Genomic DNA, 15,854 nt, shown 5'->3' with positions numbered 1-15,854 from the left:
AGTGAGGTGAGACAAGCAGGTTCACAGGCGAGGTGGCAAGGGATCGGCATCGAGCTGCAAACAGGCGAGGGCTCGCCACCCTCCCCCTGCGTGGCGAGCCCGAAGTCTGATGCGAGGAAAGCGAAGAACCTGTGGTCGATTTAGAGTCGAAGTGAGGAGGAAGGTCCTTCATGGCCTCGCAGACATCAGGTTACGGCGTCGGCCGTCGTCGGCTCAACGGATTAAACGCCCCGCAAAACTCGGTGTGATTAGGCTATGCCCATGATCCGCACGGTCCATGTCCCTGACGTCGACGATCTGGCCAAGGCGCGGGAACGGGTGTCCGCCGTACTGCGCCCGACGCCGCTGGACACCACCGGGAACATCTGGCTGAAGCTGGAGACCGCGCAGCCGAGCGGGTCCTTCAAAGTCCGTGGTGCCATCGCGGCCATGCAAGACCTGCCGTCGGACGTTGAAGTTGTGACCGCGTCCGCCGGGAATCACGGGTTGGGAGTCGCGACGGCGACGGCATTGCTGGGAACCCGGGCGACGGTTGTCGTGTCGGGCCACGCATCGTCCGTGAAGGTGTCGAAGTTGCAAGCCTTCGACAGCGTCGAGCTCATCCAGGTAGGCACGACGTACGACGAAGCCGAACAGCACGCCCTCACGCTCACGCACGGTGTGTTTGTATCGCCGTACAACGACCCGGCCGTGATTGCTGGCCAGGGAACCATCGGCTACGAGCTCGACGCGCAGGTTGACGGACCGATGACGGTTGTGTGCGCGGTCGGAGGCGGCGGGTTGGCATCCGGTCTCGGGTTGTGGGCGTCGCAGCGACCAGATGTACGGATAGTTGGCGTCGAGTCGGCTGAGTCGGTCGCGATGTCGGAAACCATCAAAGCGGGCCATGAGGTGGAGATAACGGTCGGTGACACCATCGCCGATGGCATTACCGGCAACCTCGAACCCGGCTCGGTCACCGTCGGCCTCATCAAGAAGCACGTCCACTCGCTGGTCCAGGTCACCGAGGCGGAACTGCATCACGCCATCCGGTACCTCGCGTCGAACCATGGCGTGATCGCGGAGGGCGCGGGCGCTGTCTCGGTCGCGGCCTTGCTCGCCGGGAAGGTCGACGTCGTCGGTCAGCCGGTCGCGGTTGTCTCGGGACGCAACATCGCACTGCCCGTCTTGGCGAAGATCCTCGCCTGACGGTTCGAAAACACACTGGGGTCCATCTTGTTCACCAAAGGCCACATGGCCACTCTCATGGCGACCACGTTCATCAGCTGCGGTTTCGGTATCGGCTGGTGGTTCTACGGCGTGACGTCAGCGCCCGAGCAGGCGACCATCCTGCGGATTGTCGGGATCGCGATTCTCATTGGCCTGGTGGCGTGGGTGATGAGCCTGCGTCGGCACGGCGGTCAGCTGCCGGATCCTGGCGAAGGCGCCAAGAACCCCTTCGGCAAGCAGTACGGCATCGCGGTTCTGCTCATGGTTGTCGCGATCTTCGCGGGTTCACGGGTGCTGACCGGTCTCTTGGGCAAGCCTGAGGCCGTGGCGACGTGGATCCTGTTCTGCGTCGGCGTCCACTTCATCCCGTTCACGAAGATCTTCGGATCGACCCGGTTCCGCACGATGGCGCTGTTGTTGTGCGGCGTCGCCATTCTCGCCACTGTTCTCGGGTCGTCCGGGCAGCCATTGGCATGGCCTGCCGTGACAGGTTTCGGTGGCGCGATTGTCATGTGGGGCACAGTTATCGCGAGCCTGCGGGCCGGTCACACAGAGATCACCCGACAGATCAACGGTTCACCCCTCTGAACGCTGCGTCACGGGCAGTCAACCGATAGTCTCACCGGCCGAAGGGAGACTGCCCCAAGATGACCAATTCGTCCAGTTGCGATTCGTGCGGCCACCCGCATGGCCCATGGGCAACCGACCGCCTGACCTTGTTGCTGGACAGGTGGGGATGGGACGCGCAGGCACCACGGCTGCTCGCGGCGTCCGCATCGACCGCGTTGGTCGTCGTCGACCTCGACAACTTCAAACAGGTCAACGACAAGTACGGCCATGTCGCGGGTGACGCGGTCCTGAAAGGCGTGGCGAGCACGTTGCGCGAGGGCACTCGAAAGGGTGACCTGCTCGGCCGGTACGGCGGGCACGGCGGCGACGAGTTCCTGCTGCTGCTCCCGGAGACCACTCTGGACGAAGCCATGGTCGTGACCGAACGCGTCCGGCAGGCCGTCCGGTCGTTGATCGTGCACGCCCCCACCGAGGGCGGAACCGTCCGGATCGACTCGATCACGGCGTCGTTCGGCGTCGCCATCGGACATCCGGACACCGACCTGGAGGCCTTGATCGTCGAGGCCGACGCCGCCCTGCGCCGCGCGAAGAAGAGCGGCCGGGACCGGGTCAAGACGCCGTCGCGACGGTCTCTTCGCGTGCCACTGGCCATTGCCGGGGCGTGCGCCGCGTGCCTTGCTGTGGTGGCGATGGTGGGCGACGCACCGTCCGCGAGTCAGGTCACCGCGTCCGGGCCAGCTCCGGCGCTGCCGACCGTGACGCTTCCTCCCGTGACCGTGCCGACGACCGTCACGATGACGGCGACCGTGCAGCCGCCGAAGCCGTCAACCACGCACAAGCCGCGAACCACTGGGCACACCTCTCCTACTCCGACGGAGGAGCCCGAGGCCCGGACCGTCGAACGGCCTGCGGCGACGACCACAACGCCGTCGTGTCCCTTGTGCGACATGGTCAACGAGGCCGTTCGCTTCCTCGAATCCCGCTGAATTCAGCATCCCGTCACCGCGACTTCGCGTCGCGCCACGCTCGTGAGAGCGCTATCATCACGGTGCTCCACGTCGCGCACATGAGCGTGTCGCCGCCAGGTGGATGGGACGCCGCTGTGCGCTTGACCCTGCCCTGTTAGCGAGCGGCAGCGGCCGACGTTAGGAGATTCTGGTGATCTCACGGCGACTTCTCCGGCTGGGGGTCCTCACCTCGCTCACGGCGGCGCTTCTCGTGCCGACGCAAGCGATGGCGGCACCGCCCGACCTTGGCCCGAACGTCATCATCTTCACGCCAGGTACGCCGCAGTCGACCATTCAGCAACGCGTGAACCAAGTGTTCACGCAACAAGAACGCAGCCAGTTCGGCGCGAACCGGTACGCGTTCCTGTTCGAGCCCGGTTCGTACAACGTCAACGTGAATGTCGGGTACTACACCCAGGTTATCGGTCTTGGCATGTCGCCGGACAACACGAACATCAACGGCGCGGTGCACGTCGAGGCCGACTGGTTCGGCGGCAACGCCACGCACAACTTCTGGCGTGGCGCGGAAAACCTCGCTGTCGCGCCGACCGGTGGCAATGACCGTTGGGCCGTTTCGCAGGCGTCGGCGTATCGCCGCATGCACCTGAAAGGCAATCTGCAGCTCGACGACGGCGGATGGTCCAGTGGCGGGTTCATCGCCGACAGCAGGATCGACGGACAGGTCCGGTCCGGCTCGCAACAGCAGTGGTACACGCGGGACTCGCAGATCGGCAGCTGGGCCGGGTCCAACTGGAACATGGTGTTCACGGGCGTCGCAGGCGCTCCGGCCAGCACCTTCCCGAGCCCGCCGCACACCACGGTCGCCAACACACCGGTCATCCGGGAGAAGCCGTTCCTGTACTCCGACTCGAGCCGTAACTACCACGTTTTCGTTCCAGCTGTCCGGAACAACGCGCGTGGCACGACCTGGCAGAGCGGCGCGCCCGCGGGCACGTCGATTCCGATCTCCCAGTTCTTCATCGTCAAACCGGGCACCACGGCCGCGCAGATCAACGCGGCCCTCGCCCAAGGACAGCATCTGCTTGTCACGCCTGGCATCTACCGGCTGAACCAGACGATCCAGATCACCAGGCCGAACACCGTCGTCCTCGGCCTCGGGCTGGCGACCTTCATCCCGGAGAACGGCATCACGGCCATGTCAGTGGCCGATGTGGACGGTGTGAAGATCGCCGGGATCCTGGTTGACGCCGGTGCCACCAACTCCAACACCCTTGTCCAAGTTGGACCGAACGGATCGACCGCCAATCACGCGGCGAACCCGACTTCGTTGCACGACTTGTACATCCGGGTCGGCGGCGCCGGTGTCGGCCGGGCAACCAACAGCCTGGTGATCAACAGCAACAACGTCATCTCGGACCACTCGTGGATCTGGCGTGGCGACCACGGTTCCGGTGTCGGCTGGAACACCAACACCGCGGATGTCGGGCTGATCGTGAACGGCAACGACGTGACCGCGTACGGCTTGTTCGTCGAGCATTACCAGAAATACCAGACCATCTGGAACGGCAACCGTGGCTGGACGTACTTCTACCAGAACGAAATGCCGTACGACCCGCCCAACCAGGCAGCCTGGATGAACGGGGCGACGCGGGGTTACGCGGCCTACAAGGTGGGCCACAACGTCACCAACCACGAGGCGTGGGGCCTTGGCAGCTACTGCAACTTCAATGTCAACCGCAGTGTTGTCGGTGAACGCGCCTTCGAGGTGCCGAACGTTCCCGGCGTCCGGTTTCACAGCATGGTGACCGTGTCCCTCGGCGGCGCGGGCACGATCAACCGGATCATCAACAACACCGGCGGCCCCTCCAACCCGCAACGCAACGTGGCCAACCTGGCCAATTACCCCTGAAAGACCCTCGTGAGTGTTTTCGCCGGTTAGAACCGGCGAAAACACTCACGAGGGGTGTACCCCCAGTTTTGTGGGTGAACACGTCACGCGGGTCGTATTTCGCTTTGATCCGTGCCCTTGACCTGGCGGTACGCGGCGGCCAGCGGCATACCGAAGCACGGATCCACCTCGGCCTTGCCGCCGCACTGGAAAGCCTGAACGACCACACCCAAGCCGCCGTGCACACCGCGACAGCTCTGGAAATCAGCCGGGAAGCCGGATTCGCCTTGGTCAGAAGCTGATTTCGATGATCATCGCCAGTTCGGTGGCGAGTGTGGCCTGCGCGTGCAACTGGCTGGCCAGCAAGGCCACATCGGACCCGGCCGGGAAGTCGTCGCGGTTCTTCATCCATCGCGCCAAATCCCGTACCCACACCGCGAACTTGCCGTCCACCCGGCTGCTGCCCGGGACATGCACCGCACCGAAGGAATCCCACGGCACGAACAGCTCGTACCCATCGAAAAGCCGCTCGAAGTCGTCGTACGAACCATCGCAGTACGGCAACGCATCGACCAGGGCACGGGCCTCGGGGTCATGGTGGACCGTCGGCTCGGTGCTGGGCAGGAAATGGATGCGGTCGTTGCCGTGCAGGATGTTGAGGCCGAGGTCCTCGTAGGACTGCTGCGCGAGTGGACCCCACTCCTCGATGATCTCGGCGCGGTCGGCTGAAGCTGAGTAGGCGACTACGCCCCAGGGAACTCCCATTAGTTCATCGTATGAACAGCCGTTGCAGAACCTTTGCAGCAGAATGAACGGATGAGAGTGGTCGTACTCGCCGACACGCACTCGCCACGGCGCTGGAAGTCATGCCCGCCCCGAGTGGCCGAGCATCTGCGCGATGCTTCAGTCATCTTGCACGCTGGCGACGTGTGCACACCAGATGTTTTGGACGAACTGGCAGCGTTCGCACCGGTGCATGTCGTGCTGGGCAACAACGATGGACCGGACGTGGCCGCGTGGGGCGCACCGGAGACGCTGGAAGTGGAGTTGGATGGCCTGCGAGTCGCGATGATCCACGACAGCGGCCAGGCAACCGGTCGGACCGCACGGATGCGCCGCCGGTTCCCGGACGCGGACCTCGTGGTGTTCGGGCATTCGCACATCCCGATGGACCAGACCGGCGACGGCGTACGGATCTTCAACCCGGGGTCGCCGACCGACCGCCGCCGCCAACCCCAAGGCACCATTGGGATCCTGGACATCGCCAACGGCGAACTCGTCGACGCGAGGATCATTCCGGTAACGGACTAGCCGTGCATTGGCTGATTCGCTCCGGCTGGCAGTGGAACCGTCACCACACACTTCCGCCAAGCGGATGGCCAGCCACCTGGCTCAACGTCAAAGTATGGGTGACCGAACCACCGAAGATCGCAAGCCCATCGTGGCGGCCCATGAAGACCTAAGCAGGCCTTGGCCGCAGCTTCCGTTGCATCCCACGGGCCACCGGCTCGACAACACGAGCGGCCACTGGACCGAGCACGGCCATCAACAGCACGTAAGCCGTTGCCAGCGCGGCAAGTTGCTCATCCACAGCCCCAGCGGTCACCGCAAGCCCAGCGATGACAATCGAGAACTCGCCCCGGGCCACGAGAGCAGCACCCGCCCGAGCCCGCCCCAACCGGCCAATCCCCTGCTGTTTAGCGGCGAACCAGCCCGTCGCCACCTTCGTCGCGGCAGTCACGAAAGCCAGCAACACGGCGTACCCCAGCACAGGCGGAATGGTCGTCGGGTTCGTGTTCAGCCCGAAAACCACAAAGAACATCGCCGCGAACAAGTCCCGCAAGGGCTCAAGCAGCTTGGTCGCGTTCTCTGCCGTAGAACCAGAAATCGCGATACCCAGTAGGAACGCGCCCACCGCGGCCGAAACCTGAAGCTGCGAAGCGACTCCGGCCACCAGCAGCGCCGCCCCGAGCACCCGGAGCAGGAACACCTCGGGCAACTGGCTGTCGACCAGCATCGAGACGTAGCGGCCGAACTTCAGCGCCACGATCAGCACGATCGTGATCACGATCAGCGAGATCCCGACCGCGGTCAGCCCGCCTGCCAGGGTCGCACCGGCCAGCAACGCCGTGAGAATCGGCAGGTACACCGCCATCGCCAGGTCCTCGAAGACCAGGATCGACAGCACCACCGGCGTTTCCCGGTTACCCAGCCTGCCAAGGTCGCCGAGGACTTTCGCGACGATCCCGGACGAGGAGATGTACGTGACCCCAGCCATCGCGATCGCCCCGACCGGGCCCCAGCCCAGCCACAGCGCCACCAGCGCGCCGGGCGTGGCGTTGAGCACGATGTCCAGCACACCCGCCAGCCAGGACCGGCGCATTCCGGTGACGAGTTCGTCCGCCGAATACTCAAGACCCAGCAGCAACAACAGCAGGATCACGCCGATTTCGGCGCCGAGCGAGGCGAATTCCTCGATGCCGTGTAACGGGACGAGTCCGCCAGCGCCGAACGCGAGCCCGCCGATCAGGTACAGCGGGATCGGCGATATGCCGATTTTCCACGCGATACGTCCGAGTAACCCCAGGCCGAAAAAAACCGCTCCCAGTTCGATCAGGGAGATGGCGGTGTCGTGCACTTGTCCCCTTGTGGTGGATCAGATCAGCCGGACTCGAGAACATCGGCGGCGTTGCTCAGCCCGTCGGCTGTACCGACCGTGACGAGCATGTCGCCGCCGAGGAGCCGGAAGTCCGGCCGGGGCGAGGGGTGGGCGGTGCCGTTGCGCACCACCGCGACGACGGACACCGCTGTCCTCGTACGCAACGCCGTATCCCCGAGAGTCTTGCCGTCGTACGGTGACCCCGGCGCGAGCGGGAGCTGGCGGGTGTTGATGCCGGTCACTTCCCTGTGTTGGTCACGCAACTGCGAAACCAGCTGTGGCGCGCCAAGCAAGGTCGCCAGTGTCGCACTCTCCTCGACGGTCAGCGGGATCGACGCGACACACGAGTCCGTGTCGTCCTGCTTGGAGACGATCATCTCCATCTTGCCGTCGCGGTACGTGATCACTCCGATCCTGCGGCCGCCGCGCGAGACGAAGTCCTGGCGTGTGCCCAAACCCGGCAGAGGTGTCACCTCGACGTTCACGTTATCGACTTTAGCTCGACAGCTGGGTCAAACACCGCATCGAACCCCTGCACCAGCTGCAATGCGGTGCCGAGCCGGACACCCAAGGCAAGTCCAGCGCCGAGGTCACAAGCGCGGTCGAATGGGAAAGCCGCACCACGAGCGGAATCGTGATGAGCAGGATGAGCGCCAATGGCGTGACGTCTGTCCACGTGCGACCAACCAGACTGCCGGTGAGCCATGTCAGCGCGTCGCCACGCGAGCAGGTAAATGATCACCGCTGTACCCAGCGCACCGACGAACGCCCCAGCGGACACCGTGATGCCGGTCAGGTCGAGCAGCAGGATGCAGGTCTTTCTCCGTTCCCCCGACGATCAAAGTTAGGTTAGGCTAACCGACAGAAGCCTGGGAGGGGTGCGGATGAGCGTGAAAAACCGGCAGCGACCGATGTTCGTGACAGTCACGGCCGTCCAGCGACTGTCCGAGCAACTGGCCCGGATCACACTGGCCGGTGACGACGTCCCGAACTTCGAGTACGCCGGCCCTGATCACCTGGCCAGGGTCTTCTTCCCGGTCGCGGAGGACTTCCGCCTGCCGGTCACCGAGGACTGGTGGCCAGAGCTGCAGGCGATGCCGGTCGAACGCCGTCCGGTCATGCGTAACTACACGGTTCGCCGCATCGATCACGAGCGCGGCGAACTGGACATCGACTTCGTCCTGCACGGCGACAGCGGCCCTGCCTCGAAGTGGGCGTGCGCGGCAGCTCCCGGCGACCGGATCGGCGTGCTGTCCGACCGTTCGGAATACTCGCCGCAAGATGCCGACTGGCAACTACTCGTCGGCGACGAGACGGCGCTGCCCGCGATCGCCGGAATGCTGGAAAGCCTTAAGCCGCAGACAAAGGCGCTCGTATATCTCGAGGTCGCCGACTCCTTCACCCAGATCGACCTCACGGTGCCCGACGGCGTCGAGCTGGCGTGGCTCAACCGTGGCCGCAAGCGCGGCATCGAGGTGATCAAAGCCCTCGATTCGGTGGAATTCCCCGAGGGCGAGCTGTACGCGTGGGTCGCCGGTGAGTCCAAATTGGCCACGTCGATCCGTCGCTACCTGGTCAACGAGCGTGCCGTGGGCAAGAAGCAGATCTACTTCTGCGGCTACTGGCGCGCGAACCGTCCGGCGTACGACTGAGTCGCGGGGTTGCCTGACCGGCATTACAGTCCGTGCTCATGGCACTGAGCATTCGTAACAAGCTCTCCGGCACGGTGAGCGCGGTCCAGCCCGGCGAGGTCATGGCGACGGTCAAGACGCGGCTCGCGGGCGGGCAAGAGATCACTGCGGCGATCACCCGCGAGGCCGTCGACGAGCTGGGTCTCGCCGATGGCACGCCGGTCAGCGCGCTGATCAAGTCGACCGAGGTGGCGCTGTCCACCGAACCGATCCCCGGCATCAGCATCCGTAACCAGCTGCGCGGTGAAGTCACCAGCGTCGCGTCTGGTGGCGCTATGGCCACGGTCAAGGTGTCGGTCGACGGCGGCGAACTGACCGCCGCGATCACCCGTGACGCCGTGGACGAGCTCAAGCTGACCGCAGGTGCCCAGGTCGTGGCCTTGATCAAGTCGACAGAGATCTCGCTGACAACTGTTTAGAAACTGTGTGGCACCCCCGTGGCACGCGGGCGTCACGCCGTATGGGTATGAGCTGGTACTTGCGGCTGGTCGGCGTGGTGAGGGTGTCCAACACAGCGGACGCATGGGAGGCCCATGCGGTCGGTAGCCGGAAAGCGCGGACGTTGCTCGCGCTGCTCGGCTCGCAACGTGACCGCGCGGTGCCGATGACGGACGTGGTCACGGCGTTGTGGGAGGACGCGCCGCCACGTGAGCCCGAAGCAAACGTGGCGACGCTTGTCAGCCGCCTGCGTGGCCGGTTTGGTCAGGACACGATCGTCGGCGGCAGGCGTGGCTACCAGTTGGGCGACTCGGTGCATGTGGATTTGCACGAGGCTGCGACGTGCGTGCTCAAGGCGGAGCGCCTGTTGAAGGAGGCCCAGCCCGCGCACGGCCTGCTCATTGCCGAAAAGGCTATGCGGCTGCTTGACGACGGGCCCGTGCTCACCGATCACCGCACGGCATCTTGGGCCGAGCAGGCTCGTGACGTGCAGAAATCCTTGCTGCGGCGGTCTCGGCACGTGGCCGCCGAGTGCTCTTTGCGGACCAGCGCGCCACGCTTGGCCCAGGTACTTGCCGAGACCCTCGTGGCTTCTGATCCCCTTGATGAGCCCGCGTACCGCGTGTTGATGCGGGCTTGTGTCCTGGCGAATCAGCCCACCCGGGCCGTTGCGGCGTACCAGCGGCTACGGATGACACTGGCCTCCTCCAGCCGTGGCCCGGATCAGGCGAGCCGTGACCTGCTCTGCCAGATCCTGCGGCCGGAGGTCGGACATGCGACAGGCTGAGCGTCTGTCCTCTTCGGAATCGGACGAGGAGTCGGCCTCGCCGGTCCGCGGGCCCGGTTTCTTCGCTGCGGGCAACCAAGCGATCAGCCGGTTGATGGGTGCGGTGGGTACGGTCGTGCAAGGGGTCCTCGGGCAGGAGATCAGCGGCTCGGTGGGAATCGGCGGCGAGAACAAGCCTGGTGACATCGCCGTGGTGATCCGGTTGCTTGCGTCGGCCGGATACCTCGAACCAAATCTCGGCACGGGCATCAGGAAGTTCCAGCAAGAAGTGCTGCAGTGGTCCAAAGCGGACGGACGGGTTGATCCAGACGGCCGGACGTTCAAGGCGTTGAAGGGATACGAGCGGCCAGGAGAATCAGCGGAATCGACAGCTCCGGGAGGCGGCGCGACACCAATGGCTCCAGCCACCTCCTCCCCACCGGCACCTCCTTCTGGTACCTCCCCTGCCACCGCTATCAGCGACATCGAGGCGGAACTCGACGCCCTCGAAGCCTTGGGCCAGCAGGCAACCAAGCGCAAAGCCCCCGTCTACCAGCAAACCTTCGAGGAGAAAGGCCCCGAGCGCGCCCAGTTGGTCGAGCGGATCGGCGCGGTCCGCGCGGCGATCAACGGCGTCCAAGACGCGACCCAGAAGGCCACCTATTTTCGTCGCCTCAACGCGATCGCCCCGTTCTACACGCAAGCGGCCAACGCGGGCATCGTCAGTGCGCAGGCCGCAGGAGCCACGTGCAACGTCACCGTGGTCGCGATGTGCCTCGAACACCTGGGAATGAGCGCCGACGACTATCAAGGCGACTGGGAAACGATGCGGATCGTCGAAGACTGGGCGCAACGCAAACTGAGCACCGAGACCGACTTCGAACGCGCACGCCTCGCCGACTTCATGCAACTGGTGGCGACCGTTGAAAAGCTCGGCGGCACCAAGGATCCGACCGACGAGCGGATCGAGCAGGCCAGACTGAAAGCCTTGTACTGGATAGCCAAGGGAAACAAGCCGCTTCAGGAGATGTTCGCGAAGTTCGGCGTGCGGGCCGAATCGGTCTACAGCCCACAGCAGAACGAACTGCACGCCATCGGCAAGAAGAAAACCAGCATGGTCTGGGAAATCCTGAACAAACGCCAAGCCGCCGAACGCAAAGGCGCGACGCCGGACATCGTCGCCGCAGGCCGCGCACTGCCGGGTGCGGATGCGGACGAGGCCTCGGTTCCGTTGGAGGGCTACAAGGAATGGGCGCTGTCGACGTTCGGCCCGATCCTGGACGCGGGCATGCCGGTCGCGGTCGGCCAGTACAACCACTGGATGCGCCTGCAGTCGGTCGACGAGGACTACGTGATCGTGGACGACCCAGGCGGAACAGGCAGGCTGAACCGTAAAACGGCATGGGAGGAAGCGCGAGGAGAAGGGCTGTTTCACAAGTCCCTGGTCATTGGAAACTAGGCACCCGCTGTCCCGATGTCGTCGTACATGTTCTTCTTCTCCCGCACCGGATACAGCACGTGCCGGGCGAACGCGTCATCCTCCTCGATCTCGTCCCTCGTCGCCGTGACGATCTCCGCGGCGGCCTGAACAGCCCGCCCACTGGCACCATCCGCGAACCCCAGCAGCCGATGACCAGGGTTCATCATGTCGTACGGCCCGATGATCGCGCCGTTCTTCAACGTTTTCGCCCACTTCGGCGACTTCGCGGCCAACGCGTACTGCTGGTGGTCTCCCTGCCAGCGACACGAACACGCCCGCGCGGCCGACTGAGGCGCGGATCTCCTGGTCGAAAACCCCTTGAACGACAGTGTCGATCAGCCAGCCGACCGCCTGCTTTCCCGCGGCGAGCCAACTCGGGACGACACCTGGGTTGTCCTGATCAACCTCTGTTTCCTGCTCGGCTCGACGCGCCGCATGCCACATTGCCGAACTGTCACAACTTTTGTTGGACGATGCCAATCTCCTTGGGGCGTGCCCGGTAACCGAAGCTGCGATCGGATGCACGCGCAGTTGCCGCTAACCTGACCATGAGCGTCGTCATCGACCAGGTCGAGCGCGAGGGGCCGCAGTGGAACTACGGGAAGTGGAGACCTTCCTGGTCCTTGCCGATGAGCTGCATTTCGGCCGGGCCGCGGATCGCCTGCACGTCACGCAGGGCCGGGTGAGTCAACTGATCCGGGCGCTCGAACGCGAGATCGGCGGCGCGCTGTTCGAGAGAACCAGCCGTACCGTAAGGCTGACCGCGCTCGGCGAGAAATTCCACGATGGCGCGAGACACGGTTTCGATTCGCTGATCTCGGCATTGACCGACTGTCAGGTCGCCGCGCACGACGTCCAAGTCGAACTGTCCGTCGGCTACATGCCTTCGATCGGCGCGAAAGCCGTCACCAGGATCGTGACCGCTTTCGAACACCGCCATCCCGGATTCACGGTCAAACTCCGCGCGATGGTCAACTTCGATATCGGGTCGGCTGGCCCGTTCGCGGCACAGGACACCGACATCAAGCTGGTGTGGAGCCCTGGCGGTGACGGAAAGGCCATCGAGGCGCCCGGCCGGACGGTCGGTCCGGTGCTGCATCAGGTGCGCCGTGGCGTGATCGTCCCGTCGGGCCATCCGCTCACTGAATTCAAATCGATCAGCATCGAGCGGCTTGTCGGCTATCCGCTGCTGAGCCCGAGCAATTCGTGGCCAACGGAGTTGCTGGACTCCTGGATACCGGACGTCACGCCATCCGGCGTGTCCCTCCATCGGCTGAGCCAGGACATCCCGCAGATGGCTGGCCGGACCGTGCTGACGGTCGAGGACGCTTTGACATCGGTCGCCCGCGGCCACGGTCTGCACGTCACGGTCAGTACCGCACTCGATCGGCTGGCGTTCCCTGGGCTTTCCGTCGTGCCGATCCACGACATGCCGCCGATGGTCGTTGTGCCGATTTGGCGCACTTCGGCCCGTAATGCGGCAATCCGTTCCTTCGTGGACACCGCAAGGGACGTTTCCTTCAACGTCGACGATTAATTCGCGGCATGAACTCAATGAACGTAACCTCTGCGAGTCGCGGCCAATGTGGCTACGGTCACGCCCAGCGCGACGGGGCGCAGTTCGCGGAGGACTCATGAAGACGGTTTCACTTATCGCCGCCTTAGCGGTCGGACTGACAGCGATTCCTGCTGCAGCGGCTGCTGCGGACCAGTTGCCGACGGCAGCGTGCCCGGACACCGTGTCCGTGGAAACCACGTGCTACGGCGGCAAAGACAGCAACGGCGCGTTCTACATGATCGCCGTCCCCCGTAACTGGAACGGCACCCTGGTGCTGCACACCCACGGCGGGCCCGACCTCGGCGCGCCAACGCAGGAGCGCAGCTTCGACGACCTGAAGCGCTGGGCCGTGATGGCGAACGAGGGCTACGCGTGGGCAGGTTCCGCGTACCGCCGCGGCGGTTACGGCACCCAAATGGCCATTCTGGACACTGAGAACCTCCGCACGCTGTTCACCAAGACCTTCGGCAAGCCGAAGACCACCTTGCTGCACGGCCAGTCCTGGGGCGGCAACATCGCCGCGAAGGCCGCCGAACAGTACAAATACGACGGTGTCCTGCTGACCAACGGCGTGATGGCAGGCGCGACCCGCGGCTACAACTACCGCGTGGACCTGCGTGTGATCTACCAGTACTACTGCCAGAACCACCCAAGGCCGACCGAGCCGCAGTATCCACTGTGGATGGGTCTGCGCAAGGACTCGACCATGACCGGCACCGGCCTGCGGTCGCGGCTGCAGGAATGCACCGGTATCGAGTCCAAGCCGGAAGAGCGCACGGCGCAGCAGGCGCAGAACCTCAAGGACATCCTCAGCGTGACGAAGATCCCGGAGCGCACGCTGACGTCGCACCTGAACTTCTCCACGTTCACCTTCCGCGACATCGTGTCCAACCGGCTCGGTGGCCGTAACCCGTTCACCAACCTGGGCGTCTGGTACACCGGCTCGCACGACGATGTGGCGCTGAACCTTGGCGTGCAACGCTTCCTTGCCGACCCGTCAGCCGTTCGTGACCTCTCGTACGACAGTGACCTCACCGGCAACATCAAGGTGCCGGTGCTGACGATGCACGCGATCAACGACCCGACCGCGTTCATCGAGCATGAGGCCGCATACAAGGCGACGGTGACCAATGCGGGCAACGCGCGCTACCTCGTGCAGACTTTCACTCAGGAGAGCGAGCACAGCTCGTTGAGTGACTCTGGGTACGCCTCGGCCATTTCGGCCCTGTCGACCTGGGTGCACACGGGTAAGAAGCCCACGCCCGCCTCGGTCGCGGCATCGTGCCCGACGTTTGACGCGAAGTACCACAAGGGCTGCTTCTTCGAGCCCGGATTCACGCCCAACAGCTACGAATCCCGCGTGCCCCCACGGATCGGCGCGTTCGGCTGGCCGGCGCTGACCGAGTTCCAGGCCAAGATCTGGAAAAGGTTCTACCCGAACATCGGTATCGCCCCGTAAGACCCCGTGGGTGCCGGACCACCCCGACTGGCCCGGCACCCACGGTCTCCACCAGACAGACCTGACGACCCCCTGCACCCTGCATGCAGGGGTCGTTTTCAGTGAACCGGCGCCATTGCTTTCGGGCTCAATGTCGACAGCGCCTCGGTCAATGACGAGGACGCGGACGTGACGAGCCCCGCGTCCAGCCTGGCGATGGCTTGTCTGACGTTCTCCGCGGCTCTCGCGATCATGGCCGTCTCGCCGATCGCGGCGGTGTAGGCCAGCGCGCCGCGAAGGTTGTCAAGGACCGTTCGGACATCCGCTTCTTGCTCAAGGTCGTGCAGCGCGACGCCGATTTCGGTACGCAGCCGCAGGCCGGGCGTGAGCGCGACGGCGGGCAGGTTCCCCCGATGAGTGATGGTCAAGGCCACTCCCCTTGTGGGTGGCGGACCCCGTTGTCCGCCGAGATCAATTTTCCCGCAGGAAGCCCGCCCCAAACGATGATCCCCTGATCGAGGGGCGCAACCAGCCGTGCTCACGCTGCGTAAAAACCCGGTGCCGCTAAACGGAGGAATAGATCTACGACGGAACGGGTAAGCCATGGGCGGACTTGTCAGCGGAGTCGAAGGTGTTGGCAACGATGCGAAAGAAGGCTGCGCTCTCATTACAGGACTGGGGTTCGACGCTGCCCAAGGTGGCGGCCAGGGTCCTGGCGGACGCCGATGTCACGCAACCACACGTCTACCTGCGCTTTTCCGCCGATCCAAGCAAACTCGGATCCGCCAGGCAGGAGATCAACCGATGGGCGAGCAAGCTGGACTTGGACGTCGCCCTGACGCAGGACATCGTCCTCGCACTGGATGAGGCAACCACCAACGCGATCGAGCACGCGTACTTGAACCGTGCTGGCCCGGTGGCCCTGTTCGCCGGTTGTGACCGGTCACGGCATTGCGCGTGGGCGGTCGTGTCCGACAGCGGCACATGGCGCACGCCGCGAACCGAACCGAGCACCCGGGGGCGGGGATTGCTGCTGATGGCCGCCCTCGCGGACGAATTCGACGTGACGTCGACCGCGAGCGGCACGACGGTAGTACTGGGATGGCCGATCGAAGACTTGCGGCCAGTAGGAGGTAGCGACCGGTTGCAGGTGGCGCGCAAGGTCTCCTGATCATGGGCCGGGCATTGC

General features: G+C 64.7%; 18 protein-coding genes. 13 read left to right on the top strand and 5 right to left on the bottom strand.

The window, feature by feature from the left end; translation table 11 throughout:
• Nucleotides 1–261 precede the first annotated feature (261 nt).
• From LWC34_RS08780 to LWC34_RS08760, 5 genes are all read left to right on the top strand, one after another.
• Nucleotides 262–1,188 (top strand): threonine ammonia-lyase, encoded by a 927-nt coding sequence (locus LWC34_RS08780; RefSeq protein ID WP_233724502.1) that lies wholly within the window; start codon nucleotides 262–264, stop codon nucleotides 1,186–1,188.
• A 45-nt stretch (nucleotides 1,189–1,233) separates the two neighbouring features.
• Entirely contained in the window at nucleotides 1,234–1,797 is a 564-nt protein-coding gene (locus LWC34_RS08775; RefSeq protein ID WP_233724501.1) for a hypothetical protein, read from the top strand.
• A 59-nt stretch (nucleotides 1,798–1,856) separates the two neighbouring features.
• The gene (locus LWC34_RS08770) at nucleotides 1,857–2,765 is read left to right on the top strand and encodes a GGDEF domain-containing protein (RefSeq protein WP_233724500.1); all 909 of its coding nucleotides are present in this window, start codon (nucleotides 1,857–1,859) and stop codon (nucleotides 2,763–2,765) included.
• A gap of 172 nt (nucleotides 2,766–2,937) precedes the next feature.
• On the top strand, nucleotides 2,938–4,656 hold the full coding sequence (locus LWC34_RS08765; RefSeq protein ID WP_504924123.1) for a pectate lyase-like domain-containing protein: 1,719 nt from the start codon (nucleotides 2,938–2,940) through the stop codon (nucleotides 4,654–4,656).
• A 74-nt stretch (nucleotides 4,657–4,730) separates the two neighbouring features.
• Complete coding sequence (locus tag LWC34_RS08760; RefSeq protein WP_233724499.1) at nucleotides 4,731–4,937, top strand: hypothetical protein; 207 nt, start codon at nucleotides 4,731–4,733, stop codon at nucleotides 4,935–4,937.
• Here the strand turns inward: LWC34_RS08760 and LWC34_RS08755 are convergent.
• A complete protein-coding gene (locus tag LWC34_RS08755) occupies nucleotides 4,927–5,400 on the bottom strand; it encodes a hypothetical protein (RefSeq protein WP_233724498.1) in 474 nt (157 codons plus the stop codon). The genes LWC34_RS08760 and LWC34_RS08755 overlap by 11 nt on opposite strands.
• A gap of 51 nt (nucleotides 5,401–5,451) precedes the next feature.
• Here LWC34_RS08755 and LWC34_RS08750 point away from each other — a divergent pair, with 51 nt between their 5' ends.
• On the top strand, nucleotides 5,452–5,946 hold the full coding sequence (locus tag LWC34_RS08750) for a metallophosphoesterase family protein (RefSeq protein WP_233724497.1): 495 nt from the start codon (nucleotides 5,452–5,454) through the stop codon (nucleotides 5,944–5,946).
• A 148-nt stretch (nucleotides 5,947–6,094) separates the two neighbouring features.
• On the opposite strand, the gene LWC34_RS08745 is transcribed toward LWC34_RS08750, so the two are convergent.
• Nucleotides 6,095–7,273: a cation:proton antiporter gene (locus LWC34_RS08745; protein WP_233724496.1), complete on the bottom strand. Its 1,179-nt coding sequence runs from the start codon at nucleotides 7,271–7,273 to the stop codon at nucleotides 6,095–6,097.
• A 23-nt stretch (nucleotides 7,274–7,296) separates the two neighbouring features.
• Nucleotides 7,297–7,779 (bottom strand): cation:proton antiporter regulatory subunit, encoded by a 483-nt coding sequence (locus tag LWC34_RS08740; protein ID WP_233724495.1) that lies wholly within the window; start codon nucleotides 7,777–7,779, stop codon nucleotides 7,297–7,299.
• Between the two features lie 399 nt (nucleotides 7,780–8,178).
• On the opposite strand from LWC34_RS08740, the gene LWC34_RS08735 reads away from it, so the two are divergent.
• From LWC34_RS08735 to LWC34_RS08720, 4 genes are read left to right on the top strand one after another with little or no spacing between them, the layout of a single operon-like run.
• Entirely contained in the window at nucleotides 8,179–8,946 is a 768-nt protein-coding gene (locus LWC34_RS08735) for a siderophore-interacting protein (RefSeq protein WP_233724494.1), read from the top strand.
• Between the two features lie 38 nt (nucleotides 8,947–8,984).
• Nucleotides 8,985–9,404, top strand: coding sequence for a TOBE domain-containing protein (locus tag LWC34_RS08730; protein WP_233724493.1), 420 nt, complete (start codon nucleotides 8,985–8,987; stop codon nucleotides 9,402–9,404).
• A gap of 47 nt (nucleotides 9,405–9,451) precedes the next feature.
• On the top strand, nucleotides 9,452–10,210 hold the full coding sequence (locus LWC34_RS08725; RefSeq protein ID WP_233724492.1) for an AfsR/SARP family transcriptional regulator: 759 nt from the start codon (nucleotides 9,452–9,454) through the stop codon (nucleotides 10,208–10,210).
• Nucleotides 10,197–11,648, top strand: coding sequence for a hypothetical protein (locus LWC34_RS08720; RefSeq protein WP_233724491.1), 1,452 nt, complete (start codon nucleotides 10,197–10,199; stop codon nucleotides 11,646–11,648). The genes LWC34_RS08725 and LWC34_RS08720 overlap by 14 nt, the downstream gene beginning before the upstream one ends.
• Here LWC34_RS08720 and LWC34_RS08715 read toward each other — a convergent pair.
• Nucleotides 11,645–11,902, bottom strand: coding sequence for a hypothetical protein (locus tag LWC34_RS08715; protein ID WP_233724490.1), 258 nt, complete (start codon nucleotides 11,900–11,902; stop codon nucleotides 11,645–11,647). The genes LWC34_RS08720 and LWC34_RS08715 overlap by 4 nt on opposite strands.
• Before the next feature lie 356 nt (nucleotides 11,903–12,258).
• On the opposite strand from LWC34_RS08715, the gene LWC34_RS08710 reads away from it, so the two are divergent.
• Together LWC34_RS08710 and LWC34_RS08705 are read left to right on the top strand one after the other, a co-directional pair.
• Nucleotides 12,259–13,206 carry a LysR family transcriptional regulator gene (locus LWC34_RS08710; protein ID WP_233724489.1) on the top strand — a complete coding sequence of 316 codons (948 nt, stop codon included), beginning with the start codon at nucleotides 12,259–12,261 and terminating at the stop codon, nucleotides 13,204–13,206.
• A 97-nt stretch (nucleotides 13,207–13,303) separates the two neighbouring features.
• A complete protein-coding gene (locus LWC34_RS08705; protein WP_233724488.1) occupies nucleotides 13,304–14,686 on the top strand; it encodes an alpha/beta hydrolase in 1,383 nt (460 codons plus the stop codon).
• Between the two features lie 98 nt (nucleotides 14,687–14,784).
• On the opposite strand, the gene LWC34_RS08700 is transcribed toward LWC34_RS08705, so the two are convergent.
• On the bottom strand, nucleotides 14,785–15,093 hold the full coding sequence (locus LWC34_RS08700; RefSeq protein WP_233724487.1) for a hypothetical protein: 309 nt from the start codon (nucleotides 15,091–15,093) through the stop codon (nucleotides 14,785–14,787).
• Between the two features lie 215 nt (nucleotides 15,094–15,308).
• Here LWC34_RS08700 and LWC34_RS08695 point away from each other — a divergent pair, with 215 nt between their 5' ends.
• Nucleotides 15,309–15,836, top strand: a complete 528-nt coding sequence (locus LWC34_RS08695; protein WP_233724486.1) for an ATP-binding protein — start codon at nucleotides 15,309–15,311, stop codon at nucleotides 15,834–15,836.
• The last annotated feature ends 18 nt before the right edge of the window (nucleotides 15,837–15,854 follow it).

The organism is Kibdelosporangium philippinense (assembly GCF_021390435.2).
Lineage (GTDB): Bacteria > Actinomycetota > Actinomycetes > Mycobacteriales > Pseudonocardiaceae > Kibdelosporangium > Kibdelosporangium philippinense.
Note: the sequence above shows the minus strand (reverse complement) of the source record. Positions and strands in the feature narration are given on the sequence as shown.

What these genes read in the sequence shown, in the direction of transcription:
- LWC34_RS08780 (WP_233724502.1), top strand. Translation starts at nt 262, where the DNA reads ATGATCCGCACGGTCCATGTCCCTGACGTCGACGATCTGGCCAAGGCG.
- LWC34_RS08775 (WP_233724501.1), top strand. Translation starts at nt 1,234, where the DNA reads ATGGCCACTCTCATGGCGACCACGTTCATCAGCTGCGGTTTCGGTATC.
- LWC34_RS08770 (WP_233724500.1), top strand. Translation starts at nt 1,857, where the DNA reads ATGACCAATTCGTCCAGTTGCGATTCGTGCGGCCACCCGCATGGCCCA.
- LWC34_RS08755 (WP_233724498.1), bottom strand. Translation starts at nt 5,400, where the DNA reads ATGGGAGTTCCCTGGGGCGTAGTCGCCTACTCAGCTTCAGCCGACCGC.
- LWC34_RS08750 (WP_233724497.1), top strand. Translation starts at nt 5,452, where the DNA reads ATGAGAGTGGTCGTACTCGCCGACACGCACTCGCCACGGCGCTGGAAG.
- LWC34_RS08735 (WP_233724494.1), top strand. Translation starts at nt 8,179, where the DNA reads ATGAGCGTGAAAAACCGGCAGCGACCGATGTTCGTGACAGTCACGGCC.
- LWC34_RS08730 (WP_233724493.1), top strand. Translation starts at nt 8,985, where the DNA reads ATGGCACTGAGCATTCGTAACAAGCTCTCCGGCACGGTGAGCGCGGTC.
- LWC34_RS08725 (WP_233724492.1), top strand. Translation starts at nt 9,452, where the DNA reads ATGAGCTGGTACTTGCGGCTGGTCGGCGTGGTGAGGGTGTCCAACACA.
- LWC34_RS08720 (WP_233724491.1), top strand. Translation starts at nt 10,197, where the DNA reads ATGCGACAGGCTGAGCGTCTGTCCTCTTCGGAATCGGACGAGGAGTCG.
- LWC34_RS08705 (WP_233724488.1), top strand. Translation starts at nt 13,304, where the DNA reads ATGAAGACGGTTTCACTTATCGCCGCCTTAGCGGTCGGACTGACAGCG.
- LWC34_RS08695 (WP_233724486.1), top strand. Translation starts at nt 15,309, where the DNA reads ATGCGAAAGAAGGCTGCGCTCTCATTACAGGACTGGGGTTCGACGCTG.